The organism is Bacillus sp. FJAT-45066 (assembly GCF_002335755.1).
GTDB lineage: Bacteria > Bacillota > Bacilli > Bacillales > Bacillaceae_I > Bacillus_CD > Bacillus_CD alkalisoli.
The window spans coordinates 2,487,808-2,510,849 of the sequence record NZ_NISQ01000001.1; the positions used below are offsets into that span (position 1 = coordinate 2,487,808).

17 protein-coding genes are annotated in these 23,042 nt (G+C 36.6%); 5 read left to right on the forward strand and 12 right to left on the reverse strand.

Annotated elements, in window-relative coordinates:
• Positions 1–137: 137 nt before the first annotated feature.
• Positions 138–1,211, reverse strand: a complete 1,074-nt coding sequence (locus CDZ92_RS12695) for a Gfo/Idh/MocA family protein (protein ID WP_096155573.1) — start codon at positions 1,209–1,211, stop codon at positions 138–140.
• A 631-nt stretch (positions 1,212–1,842) separates the two neighbouring features.
• Complete coding sequence (locus CDZ92_RS12700) at positions 1,843–2,355, reverse strand: DUF1456 family protein (RefSeq protein ID WP_096155574.1); 513 nt, start codon at positions 2,353–2,355, stop codon at positions 1,843–1,845.
• Between the two features lie 371 nt (positions 2,356–2,726).
• Here CDZ92_RS12700 and rsgA point away from each other — a divergent pair, with 371 nt between their 5' ends.
• The 4 genes from rsgA (at position 2,727) to CDZ92_RS12720 (ending at position 5,926) form a co-directional block, all read left to right on the forward strand.
• Positions 2,727–3,791 (forward strand): ribosome small subunit-dependent GTPase A, encoded by a 1,065-nt coding sequence (gene rsgA, locus CDZ92_RS12705; protein ID WP_255249816.1) that lies wholly within the window; start codon positions 2,727–2,729, stop codon positions 3,789–3,791.
• A gap of 131 nt (positions 3,792–3,922) precedes the next feature.
• Positions 3,923–4,330, forward strand: coding sequence for an NUDIX hydrolase (locus CDZ92_RS12710; RefSeq protein WP_096155575.1), 408 nt, complete (start codon positions 3,923–3,925; stop codon positions 4,328–4,330).
• A gap of 23 nt (positions 4,331–4,353) precedes the next feature.
• A complete protein-coding gene (locus tag CDZ92_RS12715) occupies positions 4,354–4,533 on the forward strand; it encodes a hypothetical protein (RefSeq protein WP_096155576.1) in 180 nt (59 codons plus the stop codon).
• Positions 4,534–4,648: 115 nt separating this feature from the next.
• Positions 4,649–5,926: an MFS transporter gene (locus CDZ92_RS12720; protein ID WP_096155577.1), complete on the forward strand. Its 1,278-nt coding sequence runs from the start codon at positions 4,649–4,651 to the stop codon at positions 5,924–5,926.
• 53 nt (positions 5,927–5,979) lie between these two features.
• Here CDZ92_RS12720 and CDZ92_RS12725 read toward each other — a convergent pair whose 3' ends face one another.
• The 4 genes from CDZ92_RS12725 to CDZ92_RS12740 form a co-directional block, all read right to left on the reverse strand.
• Positions 5,980–6,753, reverse strand: a complete 774-nt coding sequence (locus CDZ92_RS12725) for an ABC transporter permease (RefSeq protein WP_096155578.1) — start codon at positions 6,751–6,753, stop codon at positions 5,980–5,982.
• Positions 6,740–7,714, reverse strand: a complete 975-nt coding sequence (locus CDZ92_RS12730) for an ABC transporter ATP-binding protein (RefSeq protein WP_096155579.1) — start codon at positions 7,712–7,714, stop codon at positions 6,740–6,742. Before CDZ92_RS12730 ends, CDZ92_RS12725 begins: the two co-directional genes overlap by 14 nt.
• A gap of 416 nt (positions 7,715–8,130) precedes the next feature.
• Positions 8,131–8,619, reverse strand: a complete 489-nt coding sequence (locus CDZ92_RS12735; RefSeq protein WP_096155580.1) for a fasciclin domain-containing protein — start codon at positions 8,617–8,619, stop codon at positions 8,131–8,133.
• A gap of 494 nt (positions 8,620–9,113) precedes the next feature.
• The gene (locus tag CDZ92_RS12740; protein WP_096155581.1) at positions 9,114–10,070 is read right to left on the reverse strand and encodes a calcium/sodium antiporter; all 957 of its coding nucleotides are present in this window, start codon (positions 10,068–10,070) and stop codon (positions 9,114–9,116) included.
• A 163-nt stretch (positions 10,071–10,233) separates the two neighbouring features.
• Here CDZ92_RS12740 and CDZ92_RS12745 point away from each other — a divergent pair, with 163 nt between their 5' ends.
• A complete protein-coding gene (locus CDZ92_RS12745; RefSeq protein WP_096155582.1) occupies positions 10,234–11,472 on the forward strand; it encodes a hemolysin family protein in 1,239 nt (412 codons plus the stop codon).
• A 158-nt stretch (positions 11,473–11,630) separates the two neighbouring features.
• On the opposite strand, the gene CDZ92_RS12750 is transcribed toward CDZ92_RS12745, so the two are convergent.
• The 6 genes from CDZ92_RS12750 to CDZ92_RS12775 all read right to left on the reverse strand — a co-directional run bounded on the left by CDZ92_RS12750 (position 11,631) and on the right by CDZ92_RS12775 (position 22,993).
• Positions 11,631–15,437: a carbohydrate binding domain-containing protein gene (locus CDZ92_RS12750; protein ID WP_096155583.1), complete on the reverse strand. Its 3,807-nt coding sequence runs from the start codon at positions 15,435–15,437 to the stop codon at positions 11,631–11,633.
• A 165-nt stretch (positions 15,438–15,602) separates the two neighbouring features.
• Positions 15,603–18,779, reverse strand: coding sequence for a hypothetical protein (locus tag CDZ92_RS12755; RefSeq protein ID WP_096155584.1), 3,177 nt, complete (start codon positions 18,777–18,779; stop codon positions 15,603–15,605).
• Positions 18,780–19,547: 768 nt separating this feature from the next.
• Positions 19,548–20,555 (reverse strand): LacI family DNA-binding transcriptional regulator, encoded by a 1,008-nt coding sequence (locus tag CDZ92_RS12760; RefSeq protein WP_096155585.1) that lies wholly within the window; start codon positions 20,553–20,555, stop codon positions 19,548–19,550.
• 29 nt (positions 20,556–20,584) lie between these two features.
• Positions 20,585–21,184, reverse strand: a complete 600-nt coding sequence (locus CDZ92_RS12765; protein WP_096155586.1) for a YesL family protein — start codon at positions 21,182–21,184, stop codon at positions 20,585–20,587.
• Positions 21,185–21,215: 31 nt separating this feature from the next.
• Positions 21,216–22,064 carry a carbohydrate ABC transporter permease gene (locus CDZ92_RS12770; RefSeq protein ID WP_096155587.1) on the reverse strand — a complete coding sequence of 283 codons (849 nt, stop codon included), beginning with the start codon at positions 22,062–22,064 and terminating at the stop codon, positions 21,216–21,218.
• 11 nt (positions 22,065–22,075) lie between these two features.
• On the reverse strand, positions 22,076–22,993 hold the full coding sequence (locus CDZ92_RS12775) for a carbohydrate ABC transporter permease (RefSeq protein WP_096155588.1): 918 nt from the start codon (positions 22,991–22,993) through the stop codon (positions 22,076–22,078).
• Positions 22,994–23,042 lie beyond the last annotated feature (49 nt).

Genomic DNA, 23,042 nt, shown 5'->3' on the forward strand with positions numbered 1-23,042 from the left:
TGTCATGTGCAGAGTATGACATTTGTCATGTTGGTACGGAAAAACCGCTTTATATCAAAGAAAAAATTTTTTAAAAAAATATTTTTATTTTCCTGAATGGAATAGAAAGAGGAACAGTCTCCTGTTCCTCTTGCATTCTATTCCAATATTATTGTTCTTTTTTCTTCATGTGACACTTTTATTGCATCAAGTATCATTTGCACTTGATGACCATCTTCTAATGTTGGTAGATGTGGGTGTATTTCGTTTTCTGCTAACGCCTTATACAATGAATCGATAGAGCGATACAACGCATTATAGTAACCCGCTGCTACTTGGTTCATCCCATTTGGAATGTCTAAGGCTGACTCTAGCTCCACTTCTTCAAGCAGTTCGTTACCTAATCCAAGCTGCACTTTGCTATCTTCTTGCATTTTTAGAGTTCCTTCTGTTCCGTAAACTTCTAGTTGCCATCCTTCTGCGTGGCGAACTGCGATGGAACAACCTACAGAGAAAGTTCCCCCGCCAACAAAATCTCCAATCGCTTGAAACGCATCGTCTGCAGTACGTACTTCTTTTTCACCGTTTTCATCTATATATTCAGGTACGTGAGTTGTTAACTGGCCAGATAAAGAATTGATCTTCGCATTCGTCCACCAAAGAAGGGAATCAAACAAGTGAGAACCAACTGCCCCAAGCATCCCTCCAGCTTGATCTTTTTGACTTAACCAGCCACGCTTATTTGTTGCATATCTTTCATAGCCTGCAATATTTAAAGAGAAATTCACATGGAGTACTTTTCCTAATTTACCACTTTCTATCATTTCCTTAATCTTTTGTCTTGCTGGTAAGAATCTATATTCAAAATTGATAAATCCTAATTTCCCTGCTTCATCTCTTGCCTTTATCATGTTCTCGGATTCTTGCTTGTTAAATGACATTGGTTTTTCACATAGTACGTGTACACCCTTTTCGTATGCTTTTAGGACCATGTCGTGATGAAGTAACGGAGCAGAAGCAACGACAACTAAGTCCAACTCCTCTTTAGCGACCATGTCTTGCCAGTTGTTGTATACATTTTGAATGCCTGTCTCTTCTTTTATTTCATCAAGTCTTCCGCGCGCAACACTTGAAATAGCTGTAACTTCATATCCAGGGTGACTTTTCATAACTGGTGCATGTACTTTTGCTCCAAATCCGGTGCCGATAATGCCTACCTTAATCTTTTTCATGTTTGTTTTCCCCTTTATGGTGACTTTTTTGTTTAGATTCACTCTTTTTTAAGTTCCACAAAAGATAGGAAGTTTCCTTCTTAAAGGTAAATATCCTAATTCTGTTTCAATCCTCTTGATTTGTGTTTCAATTTACATAGTTTGTGTTTCAATCTCATTCAATTCTGTTTCAGTCACTATCCCAGCTAGTCTTTCTGTTTCAATCCTCTATATTTGTGTTTCAATTTTCATGGGTTGTGTTTCAATCTCATTCACTTCTGTTTCAATCACTATCCCAGCTAGCATTTCTGTTTCAATCCTCTATATTTGTGTTTCAATTTACATAGTTTGTGTTTCAATCTCATTCAATTCTGTTTCAATCCGTATCCCAGCTAGCATTTCTGTTTCAATTCTCTATATTTGTGTTTCAATTTTCATGGTTTGTGTTTCAATCTCATTCACTTCTGTTTCAGTCACTATCCCAGCTAGTCTTTCTGTTTCAATCCTCTATATTTGTGTTTCAATTTTCATGGGTTGTGTTTCAATCTCATTCACTTCTGTTTCAATCCCCAACTCAACACATACAAACAAACATACCAACTAATAAATAAAAAAGGACAAGCCTCCAACACGGGCCTGACCTCCTCTACTATTATCCTCTATGCTTCAAAGCTAACCCCTTCAAGAAGTTTCTAGCGTACTTATCGCCACATTCTTTATAGTTTTTGTGGCCTTTTTTTCTTAAGAAAGCCCCTAGTTCTCCTTTTGAAATAGTCGCAGATCCTGGTTCTTCAATAATTTCTAACATATCCTCGCTTGTTAAAGCTAGAGCGATTTTCACCTTCTTTAATAACATGTTATTCACATGTTCATTAGTAAGTGGCGGGAATTCTGGCTGACCAGGTTTTGGCTCTTGCTTGCCTCTTTTAAACGTAATAAAACCATTTAAAAAAGATTCGAGCATTTTGTTGTTACAACTCATATATTCATCATTTTCTATTAATTCGCCTAACGCATTATACTCATCTTCCACTGGCTTTGATAGCATTTTTTGCACTTCTTCTTTTGTCACATCGACTCCGCCTAGTTTGAATATCTCTATCATATCGATATCCCTTATATCTAGTGCGTATCTTAATCTTATTAAAATATCGTTATTCGTCATGTATGTGCCTCCTATAGACCTACTTACTAATTGTATTTCCCTGTTTCCATTACTATATTCTAACAGAAAACGAAGCCTGTTTTATAAAAATAAAAAAACACCTTCTTTACAAATTGGAAAAATTAACATATTATAGAAATATATTATGGAACGGAAAGCGAGGGATGTTGTATGAGAAAATTATTCATTGTTGTAAATGTCGAATCAAATACTTGTACACAGCCCTTGTATATCTTTAGTTAAACTTCTTCTTTATTTAAGTAGGACACTAAAACCATGGGCTGTGTATTAGCTCATGGTTTTTATTTTCTTAAAAGACCGTGAATTTACCGCGGTCTTTTTTTATTGTCCGAAAAATAGGAGGAAAGAAATTGAATATACAAAAACTTGGTTGGAATAAAACATTAGAAAATAGTTTTTTAGAAATGGAAAATGCTAGTCAATATACGGTTGGTAGGGTTATGTTGGAGCATAAAAGGCTTTACCGAGTAGCTACTGAAACAGGAGAATTGTTAGCCGAAGTATCTGGAAAGTTTCGCTTTGTGGCTCACGCACGTGTAGACTTTCCTGCAGTCGGTGATTGGGTCGTTATTAGTGTGAGAGAGTCGGAAGGGAAAGCAACGATTCATCATCTTCTTCCTCGCTTCAGTAAGTTTTCTAGAAAAGTCGCTGGCGAAAATACAGAAGAGCAAATTGTTGCCGTAAACGTTGATACAGTTTTCTTAGTGCAATCTCTCAATCACGATTTTAACCCACGTAGACTCGAAAGATATTTAGTGATGGCTTGGGAAAGTGGAGCAAATCCAGTTGTGTTGCTAACAAAAGCTGATTTGTGTGAGGATGTAGAGTCACTAATTAACGAAGTGGAAGCTGTTGCATTCGGAATACCCATTCATGTCATTAGTGTAAAAGAAGAAACAGGAATCGAGGCGTTACAGCCGTATTTTCAAGAAGGAAAAACGGTAGCTTTACTTGGTTCATCAGGTACAGGAAAATCAACATTAACGAACTATTTAATCGGCGAGTATAAACAAGAAGTTAAAGAAGTAAGAGAAGATGATGATAAAGGTAAGCATACAACAACATATAGAGAATTGTATTTACTCAACAGTGGCGGGCTTGTTCTAGATACTCCTGGTATGCGAGAATTACAACTTTGGGAAGCGGATCACTCTATTTCTCAAAGCTTTCAAGACATTGAAGCGTTAACCGGGCAGTGTCAATTCAGAGATTGCACCCATAAAAATGAACCAAACTGTGCTGTACAACTGGCAATAACGGAAGGCCAAATGGACGATAACAGATTACAAAGTTACTTCAAATTACAAAAAGAACTTGCTTACTTAGAAAGAAAAACAAACAAGCAGGCTCAATTAGCAGAAAAGGCAAAGTGGAAGAAGATAACTTCTAGCGTTAAGGGAAAAGGTAGAAGGTAATTCAAAGCATTAGGCCAGCCTTCTAATATAGTAAAGGCTGGTCTTTTTGTATTCATTCATTCTAGTGTTTTACTAAATAATAATGGTAAAATTAAACACATCTAATAAAAATCCTAATTAGGAGGCTCACAATGACCCCACCAAAACATATTGTTTCTGCTGCCGTAATAGTTTTAAATGAACAGAATGAACTGTTATTAATAAAAGGACCGCGTAGAGGATGGGAAATGCCTGGTGGCCAAGTGGAAGAAGGGGAATCGTTTACTTCCGCTGCAGTTAGAGAAGTGAAAGAAGAGTCTGGAATAGATATAGAAATCACGAAGTTTTGTGGTATTTTTCAAAATGTTAAAGACTCCATTTGTAATACATTATATTTAGGAAAACCAATTGGAGGAAAATTAACGACAACTCCTGAAGCTGTAGAAGTTGGTTATTTTCCAATTGAACAAGCATTAGATATGGTAACGTGGAAAAATTTTAGAGAACGAATAGAGCTTTGTTTAAATGAGGAAATTCATCCATTTTTAGTTGAATTTTAATTTAAATGTTTAGGAGTGACATCATGCCTGATAAGAAACCATTCAACGATGCTTTAGGCCATTTGAAAGGAATAGGGGCAGCTCCGGCGAAAGTAGATTTAGCTAAACTGCCAAAACCGATAAGATTTATTGGGTATTTTATTATTAGCTTTATTTTCTTATCTATTATCCTATTATTGGTTGGATTATACTTGAACGGATAGTTTTCTAGACCGATCCATTGATATGTTTATATTCAAGAGCATATTAAAAGCTATCTATCTCCTTCACATGATAAGATAACTTTGGACTTACTATCTTAATGAGAGAAGGAAAAACATTTTGGAAAATCAGTCTGCAAAAGAATTAGGTTTGCAAAGTTATGTAAAATCCACTGACAAACAAAAAGGACTATATAAACGAACATTAATAATCATTGTTATTGCTCAAATCTTTGGTGGAGCTGGGCTTGCAGCTGGGATAACGGTTGGGGCTCTTCTTGCTAAAGACATGCTTGGCACAGAGAGTTTTGCAGGGTTACCTGTAGCGCTGTTTACTTTAGGATCAGCAGGAGCAGCACTTTTAGTTGGTCGAATTTCTCAAAGGTATGGTCGTCGTCCTGGACTAACTTTTGGGTTTTTAGTTGGTAGTATAGGTGCGATTGGAGTCATTATTGCTGCTATATTTAGTAACATTATACTTTTATTTGTTTCTTTATTAATCTATGGTTCTGGTGCTGCCACAAACTTGCAATCTCGTTATGCTGGGACCGACTTAGCTACTTCTAAACAACGAGCGACTGCCGTGAGCATCGCATTAGTATCTACCACATTCGGTGCAGTTGCAGGTCCAAATTTAGTGGAGGTAATGGGAACATTTGCAATATCTATCGGAATTCCACCTTTAGCAGGTCCATTTATTTTAGCTGCTACAGCATACATCCTTGCAGGTTTAGTAATCTTTATTTTCATGAGGCCAGACCCTTTAGTTGTTTCTCAACTTATTACTGAACAAAATAAGAATAATGAAACCGCAACATCTGAGCTTGCCTCCTCTTTTATAAACAAACAAGGAATTATGCTCGGTGCAAGTGTTATGATTGTCACACAAATTGTAATGGTTGCAATTATGACGATGACACCTGTACATATGGGGCATCACGGTCACGGATTAAATGCGATTGGACTAATTATCGGTATTCACGTTGGCTCTATGTACCTTCCATCCTTAGTAACCGGTATTCTCGTGGACAAAGTTGGCCGCATCGCGATGGCCATTACGGCTGGAATCACTCTCCTCTTCTCAGGTATTTTAGCTTCATTTGCTACTGATTCTATGTGGATGTTAGGGGTTGCTCTTGCCTTGCTTGGACTCGGGTGGAACTTTGGGTTAATAAGTGGAACCGCATTGCTCGTTGATTCTACAAGCCCATCCAATCGAGCAAAAACACAAGGTACTGTTGATGTTTTTATCGCATTAGCTGGTGCAGCTGGAGGAGTATTATCTGGGATTATTGTTGCTTACACAAGCTTTTCTACCCTATCCATTACTGGAGGAATACTTTCCCTTTTACTCATACCCGTTGCCATTTGGTACCGTTATAAGTCTAATGAATAGCTACAAAAAAGGAGAAGCACATTACATCTTTAATCGTTGTAATGTGCTTCTTCCTAATATTGTCCTAACAACCCTTTCTTTATTGCAGTCTTTTCGCAAAGCCTAAACACGAGTAGCCCGAGGATTAAGTAAACGACTGAATTAACTAATAAAATACTATAATCAGACCAAGGCAACTGAGATAAAGAGAGATTTTCCATCATTACATTCCTTACCATGTTTACTCCTTTTACGAATGGAGCGAATACTAGATAAGGTGCCACTGTTAATGGAACGAAGACTAGCGCCATTAATACAAATTGGAAAATTTGCAAGAAAGCTTGGATTTGTTTAAAAATGATTGCCAACCCAGCAATCATAAAACTAACCCCAATCATACTAACCATCGTTAGGAGAATAATAGGGATTGTCGTCATTGGATTCAAGTTCAGCCATTGTCCTGAAGTTAGCATAGCTGCAAAGAGTAAAAATGTCATCATAGTTGATTGCAAGAAAAGTTGACCTATTACACGACTAAGCATTATTTTCCAAACACCCATTGGCGACATGTACAATTGCTCTAACGTACCCCTCATCGCCTCCGTTATGACAGTGAAACCAATAAAGTTCAAAGTCATTAAAGTTAACCCCCAAAACACGACACTTACGATAGAGTATTGAACATTCGCTTCAAAACTTGCTGGATCTCCAATAAACATAATGCCAAAAAACGCCGCTAAAAAGACAATATAGAAAGTTAGTAGTAGTGCAATAGTATTTGGTAAATAACGTTTCAGCTCTATATATTCTTTTCGAAAGTTCGTACTCAATAAGTTAAGCCATTGCATATCGCTTTTCTCCCTTCACGATTTGCATAAACACTTGTTCAAAATCGATCGTTGTCCGATCAATGCTTTCTACAAGCGTCCCTTCTTCTTTAAAAATATCAAATAAATTATAAATGTCTTCACTCCGCTCTAAGTTCACTTCCACCACCGTTTGATGAGAGTTTTCTGTATATGTACTCAACGGGAAATTAATTTCTAGCTTTTTTCTTTGTGATGTGGACAGTACTTCACCTAGTTTAATAGAGTAAGCTTTCGTCTCAAATAGCTTCATTAAGTTTTCCACTTTTTCATCCACTACAACTGTACCTTTGTTAATAATAATCGTACGGTCACATAACTCTTGTACAACTGGCATATCGTGTGAGCTTATAATAATGGTTCTCTTTTCTTCCTTCACAATTCTCTTCAAAATTTCCCGTAGTTCATAACTAACTTCCACATCTAACCCTAATGTTGGCTCATCTAGTAAAATTACTTCTGTATTTGCTAATAAGGCAACCGCGATTGCTAATTTTTGCTGCATTCCACGTGATAAACCTTGTACGAGTTCCGTCTCTTTTTCCTTCAACCCAAACTGCTCTAATAGTTTTTCTACTTGCGAAGCTACTTCCTTACGAGAACTTCCCCTGTTTCCAGCAAAATACTCTAAGTTTTCGCGAACAGTTAACCTCCAATATAGATTTCGATTCCCTTCTAATACGGCACTAATATGCTTTAATGCCTTTAGACGTTTTTTTCCAATACTTAATCCATTTATGTGGATAGAACCTGTATCGGTTTGCAACAAGCCACAAATCATCTTTATGGTCGACGTCTTCCCTGCACCATTTGGCCCTAACAGACCAAGTACTTCTCCACGATGCACATCAAAAGAAATATTATTTACTGCTGTAATAACTTCCTTCGTTTTTCTCTTTACATACTTCTTACTAATATCACGAACTTCAATAATCTTCTCCAAACATCCTCACCTCTTAATTCCAGTCTATAAGTTTCATTATATTCTGAAAAAGAAACATACAAAACCTGTTGAGGACGTATTTTTAATAAGTCTTGAGACGTAGTAGTCTTAATTTCGTTTAGGCTCTGTTAAAGACCGCTGTTGATTTCCGCGCAAGTCTCCGCTTTCCGCGGGCGGTAAAAAGGAAGGTTATTTTCACTGTCGTGAAAAAACCTACTCCTCGGCTTCGCCTGTGGGGTCTCCCGCTCCCCGCTTCTCCCGCAGGAGTCTACGACTTGCGCGGAAATCAACCGCTAGAAAGGTATCAAAAATCAATACTAACCTTTAACATAGCCTTCGTTTAAAGTAGGGCAATATAAACAAGCTGAGTCCACTTTATAGTTGAACTCAGCTTGTTTGATATATTTATTTAGTTATTACGGTAATAACACCGCGTCAATTACATGAATGACACCATTAGATGCCTCAACATCTGCCGTTACAACGTTTGCTTGATTCACTCGAACTGGATTAAGCTTAATTTCAACTTCTTTCCCATTCACTGTTTTCACTTTCAGGCCATCCTTTAAATCCTTCGATAAGACTTTCCCAGGTACTACATGGTATAAAAGAATGTCTTTTAGATCTTCTCTTGCTAATAAGTCTTCTGCGGAAACATTTAAGTCTTTTAGAAGCTTGGCAAATGCCTCATCTGTTGGTGCAAAAACTGTAAATGGCCCTTCGCCCTTTAACGTTTCAACTAAACCAGCTTTTTCTAAAGCTGCCGCTAATGTTGTGAAGCTACCTGCTGCTACCGCTGTATCAACGATATCCTTTTTACCTGTAGGACTTTCAGCTGCGAACGCACCTGTAGTGAATGTAAATACGATTAGTAAAGATAGTAAAACAAATGTGAACTTTTTCATTGAATAATTCCTCCTTGTACTCTACAGTTATTAATTTTTAATTATGTAATATTTATTACTGTTCTTTCTCTTACTCGCACACCCCCGGAAAGCATATTCAAAGGTAGTATTTGTTTTTTGTATATTTTTATCCTAATAAAAATGGAAAATAAATTTGGCCAGACCCCTACAAGTTAAAGTTTTTTAACATGCTAGTGGTCTGGCCCTATAGAATTGAAATTATTTAGTGAATTTAAAAAGAGAATTACCCTAAGTAGAGTGTACGAGTGGGTGTTATTCTTAGAGGAACTATCTATTTATCTTTCTGATTTTCTAACTTCCATTTTTTCGTAGTCTATTAGTAGTTGAATCTCATGTTATCTCCTCACCCCTATATACGGCTGTTCAATAACTTTAACGTTTTTATATCATCAACAATAATAATTGGGCCAGACCTCCAGTAAGTTAAGTTTTAAAATACCAGGGTTGGCCCTATAAGTCAGTCCTTACACTTTTTAATTTCTTAAAATTATATAAATCACATAAAAAATATAACCGATAGCTAATATAGTACCTTCATATTTCCCGATTCGATAATTTGTTCTGGAGAATACGAGTAGTACAAGTGTTAATACAATCATGAATAATATATCAATAAAGATTTTACTCTCCACTAAAAGTGGGGAAATCGTTGATGCACTACCGAGTACAAAGAGGATGTTAAAAATGTTACTTCCAACTATGTTTCCAAGAGCAATTTCACTTTCTTTTTTAATAGCAGCAGTTACAGAAGTAATTAATTCCGGTAAAGAAGTACCTACTGCCACGATCGTTAAACCTACTAGCGTTTCACTCATTCCAAATGTCGTTGCGATTTTCGTAGCGCTATTTACTACAAGGTCACCCCCGAAAATAATAGCTGCCAAACCACCTAATGTTAAGAAGATGTTTATTTTCCAAGGAGTAATTTCTCTTTGGTCTAACTCCACTAAGCCTTCTTTTCTACTTTTTCTCGCTACTTCGAATACATAATACAGGAAGACTGCAAAAAAGAGGAGCAAGATTATTCCATCACTTCTTGTTATTAGATTATCGCTCAGAGACTGAAGGAAACGGTCGCTTATTAAAATTAACAAGGCTACAGAAGCTAAAAGTGTAAAAGGAATTTCTTTTCGGATTGTTTCACTTTCTACTTTTAACGGATTGAGTAACGCCGTCAAGCCGACAACAAACGTAATATTGAAAATGTTACTTCCAATGACATTTCCTAATGCCACTCCGGCACTGCCTTCAAAAGCAGCTACGATACTTACTGTTGCTTCGGGAGAACTAGTTCCAAAAGCTACAATCGTTAGTCCAATTAAAAGAGGAGAAACTCTAAGGTTTGTCGCAATATTAGATGCACCTTTCACAAAGAGGTCAGCACCTTTAATTAACAAAGCAAAGCCAACTATTAATATTATGTAACTCACTCTATCACCTTCGTATAATTTAGTTATACATATTGTACGCTAATAAAGGAAGCTTCATCAAGAATAAAACAATTTATTCCAATACAAAACAACAAAGTTGCGATTAAAAACGATAATAATTATTATGTTATATATAAACTACTTATAGTGGAGGTGCTAATTAGTGTTTATTGCACTAATTTTCTTTTTATTTATGTCTTTCTTTCTATCCGGTAGTGAGACTGCTTTAACAGCTGCGAACAAGATGAAAATTCAGACTCGGGCTGAAAACAATGATATAAAAGCTCAAAAGTTGCTTAGACTTATCTCAAAACCAGAAGAGTTTATTACGGGAATTTTAATAGGAAACAATATCGCTAACATTATGTTGCCTACTCTTGTTACTATCATTGCAATTGAACATGAAGTCCATATCGGTATCGCTACAGGTGTGTTGACTGTTGTATTAATTATTTTTGCAGAAGTGCTACCAAAATCCATTGCTGCAACGTTTTCTACTAGAATAGCGCTCTTCGTTGCCCCAGTCATTACTATTCTTATTGTAATATTTAAGCCGCTCATTTTCTTATTATCTAGATTTACACGACTTGTTATTGGCTTGCTATCAAAAGGAAGACAAGAAGAGTCAAGTTTTTCTAAAGAAGAAATAAAAACGATGGTTGACATTGGACTAACCGAAGGTACGTTTGCAAAGGAAGAATCTCAGCGAATAAAAGGGGCTATTGATTTTTATACAAAAGATGTAAGAGATGCATTAAAGACACCACGAATGGATATTCATGGTCTACCATGCGACATTTCATTTGAAGATGCACGAAGTTTTGTAATGGATAGTAAATACACTCGATACCCTGTTTATAAAGAAAATATGGACAATATCATTGGTGTTTTCCACGCAAAGCAACTACTTTCCTGGTCGTTTGATTCTTCTAAAGAAATAAAGGATTTTATGGATAGTGAGCCGTTATTCATTACTGAATTTATGCCAATAGAAAAAGTTTTTAAGATGATGCTAAAAGAAAAAAAACATTTAGCCATCGTTATAGATGAGTATGGCGGAACAACCGGAATCATTACTCATGAAGATATAATTGAAGCGATGATTGGCCAAGAAATAGAAGATGAGACGGACGAGGCTGATGAAGTTCTTATTGTGGAGCTTACAGAGACTCATATAACATGTCATGGAAAAATTTCCATCAGTCGTTTTAACGAAATTTTCAAGGCTAAAGTTCCTGAGGATTCAGACACACTCTCTGGCTTTATCTTTAAAGAGCTTGGGCACATACCTGATGTAGGTGAAACCCTTGAGTACCATCATCTACACTTTGAAATAAAAGAAATGAATGACAACATTTTGAAACAAGTAACGGTTACTAAAAATCTGTTATATAAACATTAATTGAATGAACAAGTATATTGGGCTAGAGGCTTGGAACTTCATTGGCCTTATGAAGTTCATCTTCAACCATTTTTTTGGCTAGATGAACTTCATCAGCCTTATAACTAATTAAAATAAAGAAGCGAGAGAACATCAAACTAGTTCTCTCGCTTTTAAAATTATTCAGCTCTTAATAATTTTCTTTTGTTTGATAAAAATAGAATCCCAAATCCTATAGCAAACATAAGCAATCCTATTAGTAACGCATTAAAAGTATTGGTAGCTGTGTTAGGTAGTGCTTTACCATCTTCTTCAGAACTCGGTGGTGTTACTTCCTGTTCTAAATCTTCGCCTTCTTGATTAGACTTTTCATCTTTTGTTTTATCTTGGTCTGTTTCATTGTTTGGTGTTTCTTGTTTAGGCTGTTCTGTTTCGTTTTCTTTCTCATCCGGATCCACTACAGGTACTTGAGGGTCTTCCACAATTTCTAATTCTTCCACCGCTACTAATTTCACATTATCGATTAACATAGTGTACGGCACTTCTAGTTCTGCATCCGCAGCATCTCTTCCAAGACCGATTAAGAACTTATACGAACCATTTTCTGCTACTTCAATAATAGTAGAGTATGTTTGCATTTCTTCATCAATCTCAAAACTCTGAATTGGAACACCGGAACCAGCTAGCTCAACCTTCACAGAACGAGCAAATTCAGACTTCATATCAAATGCTATTTTATACATGCCACTTGGAACATGGATGCCATCTTGGAATAGCTGGATGTGCCACCATTCCCAACCTTCTTGTTGAAATTGAACTTTTGCTTCTTCATTTTCAACAGAAAACGAGGCTAATCCTGCCCAATCTTCATATACTCCTTGATTATGGACATTCCAACCTTCTACAAGATTTTCCCCACTACCGAATTCTGTAGTTGTTTCAAATGATCCATCGTGTAGTAAGTTTTCTCCTACTTCTTTCCACTCTTTTTCATTTGGGGAAACTACTGGCTCTTCTGGTTCAGATGGCTGTTCGATTGGCGCTTCTTCCCCTTCTTCTAAACCTGCAAGTGCCGCTCTTGCACCTTTTACTTCTAATCGAACATTATCTAGATAAATATTGTGAGCTTCTTCTAACTCTATGCCACCCACTTTACCTACTAAGAACTTTAGGCCAACTGTATCTGTTTCCGGCATATCAAATTCATAACGATACGTATTCCAATCTTCCGTTAAATCTAGTATTCTTTCAAAATAACGGTGATAGCCCGGTGCTCCGTTATCTAGCACTAATTCTAACTTTCTATCTATATCCGCTTTTGCATCAAACTCTACTACATATGTCTGATTTTCATGAAGTGTTAATCCTTCTTGAGAAAGAGAGATATCCCAAGGATTAGCCCCTACATTACCAACTGAAATGTTAGCAACTCCATCTTCTCCATAAAAACTTGCATCTGATGTGCCTTCATAAATACCTTGGACATGTCCATGCCAATTTTCTAATTCAGAAGTAAAATCACCATTTGATAATGGGAAATAGATTTTACTATCCTCTTTTACTTCTAATCGAACATTATCAATCACTACTTCATGGTTCCCAATCTCTCCAGCGTTTGCTACTTTTCCAAGTAAATACTTTAAGTCTACTTTGTCACTAGAACTCATTTCAAATTCAAACTCAAATTTTTGCATGGAATCTGTAACATCCACCACTTCAGAGAAAAAACGGTTATATGTTGCATTTTCAAGTACAACTTCAACCTTTCGATCAACAGTTGAGCTTGCCTCAAATGATAAGGAGTACGTTTTATTTGGATGAAGATCCATTCCATTTTGCATCAATAAAACATGCCATGGCTCCCAACCTTCGTTATCGATTGTTGCTATTAATTGACCTTCTACTACATTAATCGTTGCTTGAGACGTTCCTGGTTCGTGATCACCTTGAATATGTTTGTCCCATTTATAAAAACCGTTCGAAAAATCTCCATTTTTTAATGGGAAAATGTCATCAAAACTAAGTGCTTCATTGTTATTTGTTAAACGTACTAATTTTACATTATCTAATACAACATTGTGGTTATTACCACCAAAGTAGAATACAAGTTGTCCTTCTACATCTGTTTCGTTAGGCATTACGAACGTCACTTCTTTTTCTTCCATAGAAGAAGTAAGTTGTACCGGTTGTTTTTCTAAATAAGTTTCTGTTCCATCTTTGCTTAAGAAAGCAACTTGAATGTCTCTATTTGACGATGCTTTTCCGTGAAATGTTAACTTATATTCATCAGTAGCTAAAAGGTTCATTCCGTTTTGCACAAGCGTAACTGCTTCTTCATTTGCTCCAGCTTCATCGATATTTACCTCTAATTGTCTAGCATCAGGATGTACTGAAGCTTCTGCTGTAGCGTTATTTACGTTAAAGTTCCAATACGTCATACGATCGATTCTACCTAAATCAAACGAGCCATTATATACATGATTTCCATTTCTTAATGGTGTTTTAGGTTGATCTTCATTATATGGGTCAACCGGATCAATTTCTTCTACTTTTACATTTCCAATCCAAACAGGGTTTGTGTTTAATCCCATGTTAAACTCTAGACGAGACGCAATATCTGTCTCATGTTGCATTTGGAATGCTAACTCATAAGATTGCACTTCATTTGTTAAACTAAAATCAACACTTGGTGAGTACGCTGTATATCCACGGTCTGGTCCTCCTCCAAGCTTCACATTCACGTTTCGATTTGCTGTTGATTTTGCATCAAAGCTAAGCTGATACCAACGTCCTTTACCTAATGTAACATTTTGGATTAATTGAACAGAGTAAGGCTGATTGCCACCTTGAGAAATATCAACTTTTGCAAAATTCTTCCCTTCAATTGCTTCTACTGAAGCGCTTGCATTTCCGTTAAAGTCAGGTAAATACACAAGATTCCAAAAATTCTTGTCCCAATTATTCTCTAATTCTTGTGCATTAGATATTTTCGTAATTCCTTTAGTAAAATCTTTATCGTACACGTAGTTTCCATCAATTGCTTCTTTCGCATTTGCTGGAAGTTCTTCTGGATCAAATACTGGTTCAACCGGCTCTAAGTAATCGCGACCAGTTAACTCATAAACTTTTACGTAATCTACGATCATTTCACCTGGGAATTCTGTACTGCCATCTGGATTGCCACCGTACCAACCACCAATTGCTAGATTTAAAATAATATAGAATTCTTGGTCAAACGGAGCTGGATAAGCAAACTTAGTAGGATTCCCTGTACCTGTTGAACTCCAATTGTTCAATGTTTGAAATAACTCACCATTTACATACCAACGGATCTCTCCTGGCTCCCACTCCACAGCATATACATTAAAATCTGTCACATCTTGTCCAGCTGGGAAATAGTAATCTTTTGCTGTGTACGTATTGTTTGGCCATTGCCCACCGTAATGAATGGCTCCACCCACTTTATGAGGTGTTCCTCCTGCGTTTTCCATAATATCGATTTCGCCTGAGGCAGCCCAACCACCATATTTATCCTCTTCTGGCATCATCCAAAATGCCGGCCAATATCCTTGACCTTCAGGTAGTGCCATTCTTGCTTCAAACTTTCCATACTTTTGACTGAATTTCCCCTGTGTATGGATTTTGCCTGAAGTATACTGGTATGTTCCTTTGTCATCAGAAGCTGTTTCTTTTTTTCCTTCAATGATTAATTTCCCATCACTCACACGAACGTTATCTTCTTGATAATATTGTAATTCCTCATTTCCCCATCCGGAAATGTAAGTGCCGCTGTTATCATAAAAACCATTACCTTTATCGTAACTCCACTTGCTTAAGTCCAATTCGGATCCTTCAAAATTGTCTTCCCAAACAAGTGTCCAATCATCATTAGTTGTTGCATTCTCGTTGTTTGCTGCTAGTGTAGAGCTAAAATTAGACATTACTAATAAAAATACTAAGAACAGACTAAACGATTTTTTTACCATTTTTCTTCCCCCTAAAAAATAGTTTTTTCCCCTTTAATACAAACTTTATATGTAATACGTCACCTCCTTAAAAGTTGCGAAAGCGCTTTCGGAAAATTGTTTAGTTACTATACTTAAAGGATATTTTAAAGAGAGAGAGGAAACTCTCCCCTCTCTTATCATTCTCTAAGCAATTTCTATTACGATCTTTTTCACTTCTCCACGTCGGATAGCTTCTGCTGTTTTTCCAGCAATGCTAGACGTATTTAACTTTTCCAGTGTTCCATCGATATTCGTTAGTTGGATAGAAGTTGGTGATACTCCATCTTCTCCGTATGTGTTGGCTTTCTTTTTGTTTACATACGTAACCTCTGTTTGTCCTAAGAAAGTGAACGTTACTTCCCCTTTATCATCAAACATCCAGTCTGGCAATGTAGGAGACAGTTCGCAAACTAATTGCCCTTTTTCCATTCGGAACGGTTTTTCGCCGGCCATCATCATAAACCACATATTCATAAACTCAATTGTCGATCCACTTAAGCGAGCAACAAATCCTCTACCATGTAACTCTTCGTTAGGATTAGCACTACTTGCGATAAACGATGAATTCTCAAGCGGACTTCTTCCGTACATTTTTGGATCTAAGAAAGGAATAAGTGCTTGTTTCATATCCTCAAAAAATTCATCGGCCAAACCTGACTTTAAAGTTGCTAACAAATATTTATACTCCATGTGCAAGAAGATAGACTCATTCTCAAGCCAACCAGGAGTGAAAGACTTAGCACGTCCAAGTTCTAACGGCTCGTTTGCGATACTCATAGACGTTTTGTACATTTTAAGTTTCTTATCGTAAATATTTGATTGTTTCACTTCATTGTAGATTGCTTTTGCTGAAGCTTTATCCTTTGTTAACTTTAACTGTTTTACTACTCCTTCTAAAAATGGAGTTACTGGTTTTGGCTTCAACTGTTCGTACATTTCTACATTCTCACCTTTAGAGTCAAGCTCAAAGTAAAAATACGTTGGAATAAGTGGAGTCTTGTATTCTTCCACCTTTTGAATTCCTTTTTCCACTCTAGTAGTGAGCATGTGAAGGTACGTTGAGATTTCATCTGCTGTATACGTTACTTCTTCTCCACTTAATCCTTTATAAATGGAGTCACGGTATTCTTCTCGAACAGTTGTGACATTATTCCAATATCGATACTCGCTTTCTTGTGAACTGTCTAAACCAGCAATTTGCTCTACTACTTCACGTAAGAACACATCTACTTCTTTCGGAAGAGCAATCGTTTCTGTTCCAGATAGTTCTACACTGCGTAGAATATCCAGTAATCTCTTCAGTTCAAACAACTCAGAAGTACTAGAACCAAGCATTCCTGGAAGACCATTTAAGGAATCATTCCAACCTGGCTTGTCCCCTTCCATTTCTACCCCTAACCCGAATGGGGCTAATGTAGAAGTTTTCACTAGGGCAAGAATAACTAGTTTTGAATAGAGACTTGTGTAGTAAATATCGCCTTCACCGTATTGATCTTTTATCCAAAGAACCCCATTATTTTTCTTTGCTTTTTCTTGCTTTTCTTTTATTTTTTCTACTGCATCGTATTGTCTTATTTTTCCGTTTCGCGCAACATATTTTTCTTTTCTACTTTTCACTCTGACTGGACTTTCAAAGAACTTGTAACCTTTCTTAAAGAAAAACTCTTTTTCTTTGTCAGGATAAATAGATAAGTAGCTATCGATTAAATCTAGGTTATATGTCCAGTGATCCATCCAATAACCTTCTCCGAATTCAGCTTGTTGCATTTCTTCCGATTGTAATAACACAGCTGTTAAAAACTCTTCGAAAGTAGTGGATAAAGTAATAGATTGTTCTTCTACAAAGTGTTTTAACTCTCCAGGTGTATAGCTGTTATGGAAGAAGGAAACTAATTTTTCTAAATTAGCATCACCTTCTACAAGATTAGAAAGTGAAAAGTCTGCCGGCAATTCATAACGAACCCCTTTTACTACTAAAGGATTGTATCCGTCTAATTGAACTAGGTTCATGAACTGTTTGATGTTATAGTCTTCTACTTTTGGTTCGAATAAGATGTCACACCTACGGTTTTGATTCACATCTCGATAGTTACCATTACCTTGTGAATAGTACGTCGGACTAATAGAGAAGAAATTATAATCTCTTTCTAGGTCGCCATGTTTTCTGGAGAATAAGTAATAAACTTTCTTATCTTCTCCTTCTCCGAAGACTGTAGGAAAACCACCACGTAGTCCATTATCTAAATAGCTTTGCTCTGCATAGGCATCAAATAATGGTTGCGCTGTTTTGGTTGAAATTTTGTTTGTAATAGGTTTCGTGATTGATTTTGCTTGCTCTTTCATTTTCTCTAAAGCAGCAATATTTATCGTTTCTTTTACATATGTTTGTACATACTCAACATTTTTAGCGTACCCAATCACTGTGTGGAATTGGATGTGTTGCTGTGGAGCAACCGTATCTATCGCCCATGAGAAACCAGCAGAAACTTTATTTGTTGTTTGTTGTGGTTGCTCAACTAGTGTGTGTAATGAATTTTTCATAAATAGACGTGGAACGTTTAAGCTCGTATCTGTTCCGAAAATGAATTCACGATCAATAATTGGCTTTACTAAGCTTTCATTGTTTTTACTATCTCGATAAAAGCTAGCGTAGAAGTTTCCGTGATGAATTTCTTTTACTTCTGATGTATCTTCAATGCTTCCTCTTAATTGATAAAAAGGAATATGTTGTTCCAAATTTTTCACATCAAACCAGCTTTTTATCGTATTACCTAGTTCTTTGTACGCTGCATTTGGTACTCCGCTAGGGAATAAGGATGGTAAGCCATCTACTAGTTCTATTTCTCTTTCATTCTCGGAAAGATTCGTTAACGTTACTTGACGGACTAGTCCACCAACTGCTGACTTTGGTAATGTAAAGTAGACAACTTGAAGTTCTAATTCTAAATTTGAGTCTACATATTCTAGTTCAAGCATATTCTCAGAAATCGTCATCTTTTCTTGAACGTGACCTTGTGCTGATGTCATTGGGGAGAATGGCTCTGTAAAATGTGTGGAGCCATCCTTTTCTTTTATTTTCACAAACGTTCTAAATCCTTGATTGGATACGTGTTGATAGGATTTATCTGCAGGTAAGAATTCCATCATTGCGTGATTTTTATCTTGTACACCAAAGCTTGCGATCCCTTGACCTCTGTTTACATAAAACACCCACATCGGGATTCCGTCTACGCCTGCAATTCCAGGTAGGAAGCTTGAAAATGGGGATTGTTCTTGATAATTGTTTATTTCGAATGAGTTGTTGTCATTTAGTTTGTACATTTTTACACCCTCTTAATTTTTTTAATCCTCTAGAAAGTATCTATATTGTTTACGTTCACGAATGAGGTCTTAGGATTTCTCCTCATGGACGTTTTCCGTCTTATCTTTAGGCAATTCGGCCTTGGGACCTCTTCTCATGGACGTTTTTCACCTAATTTTAAGGCAAACCGGCCTTGGCAGCTCTTCTCATGGACGTTTTTCGTCTTATCTTTATGCAAATCGGCCTTGGGACCTCTTCTCATTGACGCTTTTCACCTAATATTAAGGCAATTCGGCCTTGGCAGCTCTTCTCATGGACGTTTTCCGTCTTATCTTTAGGCAAACCGGCCTTGGCAGCTCTTTTCATGGACGTTTTCCGTCTTATCTTTAGGCAATTCGGCCTTGGGACCTCTTCTCATGGACGTTTTTCACCTAATTTTAAGGCAAACCGGCCTTGGCAGCTCTTCTCATGGACGTTTTTCGTCTTATCTTTATGCAAATCGGCCTTGGGACCTCTTCTCATTGACGCTTTTCACCTAATATTAAGGCAATTCGGCCTTGGAAGCTCTTCTCATGGACGCTTTTCACCTAATTTTAAGGCAAATCGGCCTTGGCAGCTCTTCTCATGGACGTTTTCCGTCTTATCTTTATGCAATTCGGCCTTGGGGCCATTGCGAAATTCTTTTAGCTTATAAATTATAGTGCAATATTAAAGATTCTTTTATTCTAAAAGAGTCACTAAACCGCTTTCGTAAATAGAAAAATAAAAAAGGTTATAGACCAATAGAGTTATATTGGTCTACACGAGTCTCTTTCGATGAGTGAAACTGGTATTTTTACAGACATGAACTGCTTCTTTTTATTATTAATTTGATCAATTAACATGTTTGCTGCAGTTTGACCTATTAGTAATGTATCTTGTCTAATTGTAGTTAATCCAGGGGTAATATATTGAGAGATTTGAATATCATCAAAGCCAACGATGGAAACATCATCCGGAACTTGCAAACCGTGTTCCTTAACGGCCGCCATTGCCCCTACAGCCATTAAGTCTCCGGCTACAAAAACGGCTGTTGGCCTTTCGTCTAATTTCAATAACTGTTCCATCGCTTCTTTACCATCTTCAAAGGTAAAGAATCCACCGTCTAAAGTATACTCTTTTGGTATCTCAAGATTATGCTTTTTCATCGCACTTATAAAGCCTTTTAATCTTTGGACACCTACGTACAATTGCTCGTTACCGGCAATATGAGCTATTCTTCTATGGCCTAGTTCGTATAGATAATCCACAGCTAATTCACTTCCATGGATGTTATCACTATAAACAGCACTAACTCCACGAGCATCAAGGTCAATAACTACAGATGGAATGTCCGATTCCATAAGTTTATTCACATCTGGCGTATTCAACGTGGAACAAACAACAACGACACCATCTACGCCACGATATAAAAAGTGGTCTAAATAAGATCGTTCTTCTTTTCCAATTTTACTAGATGCAAACAAAAGGTCATATCCTTCTCGCTCTGCACTTTTCTTAAAGCTTTCAATGACTGCGTTAAAGAAAGGGTGTTCCATACCTATTCCAGAATCCTCGACAAAGACAACACCAATCGTCCATGATCGTTTCGTGGATAAGGTTCTTGCACTAGAACTTGGGTAATAACCAAGCTCTTCCACCGCTTCATTGATAATTTTTTTTGCCTTTTCCCCTACATCGGAGTAGTTATTTAAAACCTTTGAAACTGTACTAACCGAATAGCCAGTTTTCTTGGCGATATCATAGATTGTAGCCATGTTTTCTACCTGCTCTCTTGCTTCGCTTTCTATGCTGCATTATATTTTTTAAATGTCATATAATTTATACTCATAAGTACATAGGCAAAAACGCTTACGCCTATTACTAAAAACGGCTTAGGATAGTTGATAGCAATTAAGAAATATGCTAACAACCAAACTAATTGTATCACTGTAATAAACGGGCGAGCAAACACTAGACCAGCAGCTACTTTAATATATTGTAATGTTTTATATTCAAAATGAGCCATTACCGAAAATACATTTAAAAAAGTCATAATCGCGATTGCTGCTATCCCAAAGATAAGGATGTAAACAAATATTCTTATCGATTCATCATAGAAGTGGGAAACGAAAGAATAGTTTACATAAATAATATAAAATATCCCAAGGAAGATTGCACCAATTATATTAGACTTTACAAATGATTGTTTGTAAAAAGTATAGAATTTGGAGAACAAAGAAATTTCTTTATCCCCCTTAATCCATTCTCTTATTACTTGAAATAATGCTAGGGTCGCTGGCATAAATCCAAATAGTCCAAGTCCTGCTAGCACGAATAATACCCAAAGGACATTTAACGCAATAAACTTGTAAACAAACTCGGCAATTTGCATTACTTTTCCCAACGAATACACCCCCTATTTTTTCAAGTGAAATTTATTTTACTGCACCTTCAGATATGCTTTGGATGAACAGTTTGTTGAATAGTAAAAACACGATTAGTAATGGTACAGTTGCCCAGAACGTACCAGACATAATCATACCATAATCCATTTGTCTTGCATCATTCAAGGAGCGTAAGGCAACTTGTAATGTGTGCATAGATGGATCTCTTAACACAACAAGAGGCCATAAGAAGTCATTCCATACATGCATGAATACAATGATACCTAATGTTGCAAAAGCTGGAAGAATCATCGGTACGACAATGTTCCAGTAAATACGGAAGTTGGAACAACCATCAATCTTAGCAGCTTCAATAATCTCGTAAGGTACACCATCTTTTATATATTGCCTCATCCAGAAAATACCAAACGCATTAATTAATCCTGGAATAATAAGTGCTTTAAAGTCATTTAACCAACCTAATGTTGTAATGATGTAGTACTGTGGTATTAATCCTAGTTGTGGTGGCACCATCATTGTGACAAGGATCATACCAAAAAGAACTGTTTTCCCTTTGAATTCTAATTTCGCAAATGCGTAACCAGCAAGTGAACTTAAGAACAGTGTTCCTATCGTGATTGTCGTGGCAACGAAAAAGGAATTCCACATTGCCCCGAAGAAGTCGATATTATTTAATACTTTTTGAAAGTTCGTCACTAAATCAGTTCCTGGTGTGAACGGTGGTGGCACTTGGTTGATTTCTCTATTTTGACGTGTCGCCATGACAAACATATAGTAAAATGGGAATAATGATACTAAGGAACCGAAAATTAAACTTAAATAGACTAATATTTTTTTGATTGAGAATTTTCCTTCTCCTACTTCTTTTCGCGCTGCCATTTTCGTCCCCCCTACTTAATTTTTTTCGAACGGCCGATTAAGTTTGTTAACAATAAGTTAATTGCCGTTAATGAAATGATAATAAAGAATAATACGATTGCTGCAGCTGATGCTGTTCCGAAAGAATTATATACGAACGCATCACGCCATAAGTAAGCTACCATTGTAATACCTTCTTCGCGTAGACCGCGACCTAAGAAGATAAGTGGTTCTGTGAATAATTGTAAGCTTCCAATTGTTGCTGTGAAAACAACAAACATCGTGATTGGTTTTAGCATTGGTAATGTGATAAGACGAATCTGTTGACCTACCGTTGCCCCGTCCATTTTTGCTGCTTCATAAAGCTCTTTAGGTATACTTTGCATACCTGCTAAGAAAATGATTGTATTGTAACCAACCCATCTCCAGAAAACCATTGTTGCGATGGCTATTTTTACAGGCCAATATTCTGCATTCCAGCGAATAGGGCCAATATCGAAAAAGTTTAACACATAGTTAGCAAAACCAAATGGTTGGTTATTAAAAATGATTCCAAAAATAATGGCAACTGCTACGATTGATGTAATGTATGGTAGGAAAATAAGGGTACGAAATGTATTTCTAAAACGTAATAACGCAGAGTTTAAGGCAAAAGCTATTAATAGCGCCGCAATTATTTGTGGTACCGTTCCTAAAATCCCAATAATAAACGTATTTTTAATGGAAGAGAAGAACACAGGATCATCGAAAATAAAGGCAAAGTTCTTGAATCCATTGAAAACCATTGGATTTAATCCATCCCACTTGAAGAATGATAGATAGAAACTGAATATCATTGGGAATAGCCCAAAGATAGCAAATAAAATGAAGAATGGCGCAATAAATAAATAAGCGGATAAAGCGGTACGTTTCTTTTCTGGTAAGTTGTTAAACTTTTTGATGATATTCAACTTTAATCCCCCTTTAAATAGGTGTTTTAGTTATTTTAGTTCTTGTTGG

Bases quoted from the DNA above. Each gene is read 5' to 3' on its own strand.
- CDZ92_RS12750 (WP_096155583.1), bottom strand. From the start codon at position 15,437: ATGGTAAAAAAATCGTTTAGTCTGTTCTTAGTATTTTTATTAGTAATG.
- CDZ92_RS12725 (WP_096155578.1), bottom strand. From the start codon at position 6,753: ATGCAATGGCTTAACTTATTGAGTACGAACTTTCGAAAAGAATATATA.
- CDZ92_RS12710 (WP_096155575.1), top strand. From the start codon at position 3,923: ATGACCCCACCAAAACATATTGTTTCTGCTGCCGTAATAGTTTTAAAT.
- CDZ92_RS12755 (WP_096155584.1), bottom strand. From the start codon at position 18,779: ATGTACAAACTAAATGACAACAACTCATTCGAAATAAACAATTATCAA.
- CDZ92_RS12760 (WP_096155585.1), bottom strand. From the start codon at position 20,555: ATGGCTACAATCTATGATATCGCCAAGAAAACTGGCTATTCGGTTAGT.
- CDZ92_RS12700 (WP_096155574.1), bottom strand. From the start codon at position 2,355: ATGACGAATAACGATATTTTAATAAGATTAAGATACGCACTAGATATA.
- CDZ92_RS12735 (WP_096155580.1), bottom strand. From the start codon at position 8,619: ATGAAAAAGTTCACATTTGTTTTACTATCTTTACTAATCGTATTTACA.
- CDZ92_RS12695 (WP_096155573.1), bottom strand. From the start codon at position 1,211: ATGAAAAAGATTAAGGTAGGCATTATCGGCACCGGATTTGGAGCAAAA.
- CDZ92_RS12715 (WP_096155576.1), top strand. From the start codon at position 4,354: ATGCCTGATAAGAAACCATTCAACGATGCTTTAGGCCATTTGAAAGGA.
- CDZ92_RS12770 (WP_096155587.1), bottom strand. From the start codon at position 22,064: ATGGCAGCGCGAAAAGAAGTAGGAGAAGGAAAATTCTCAATCAAAAAA.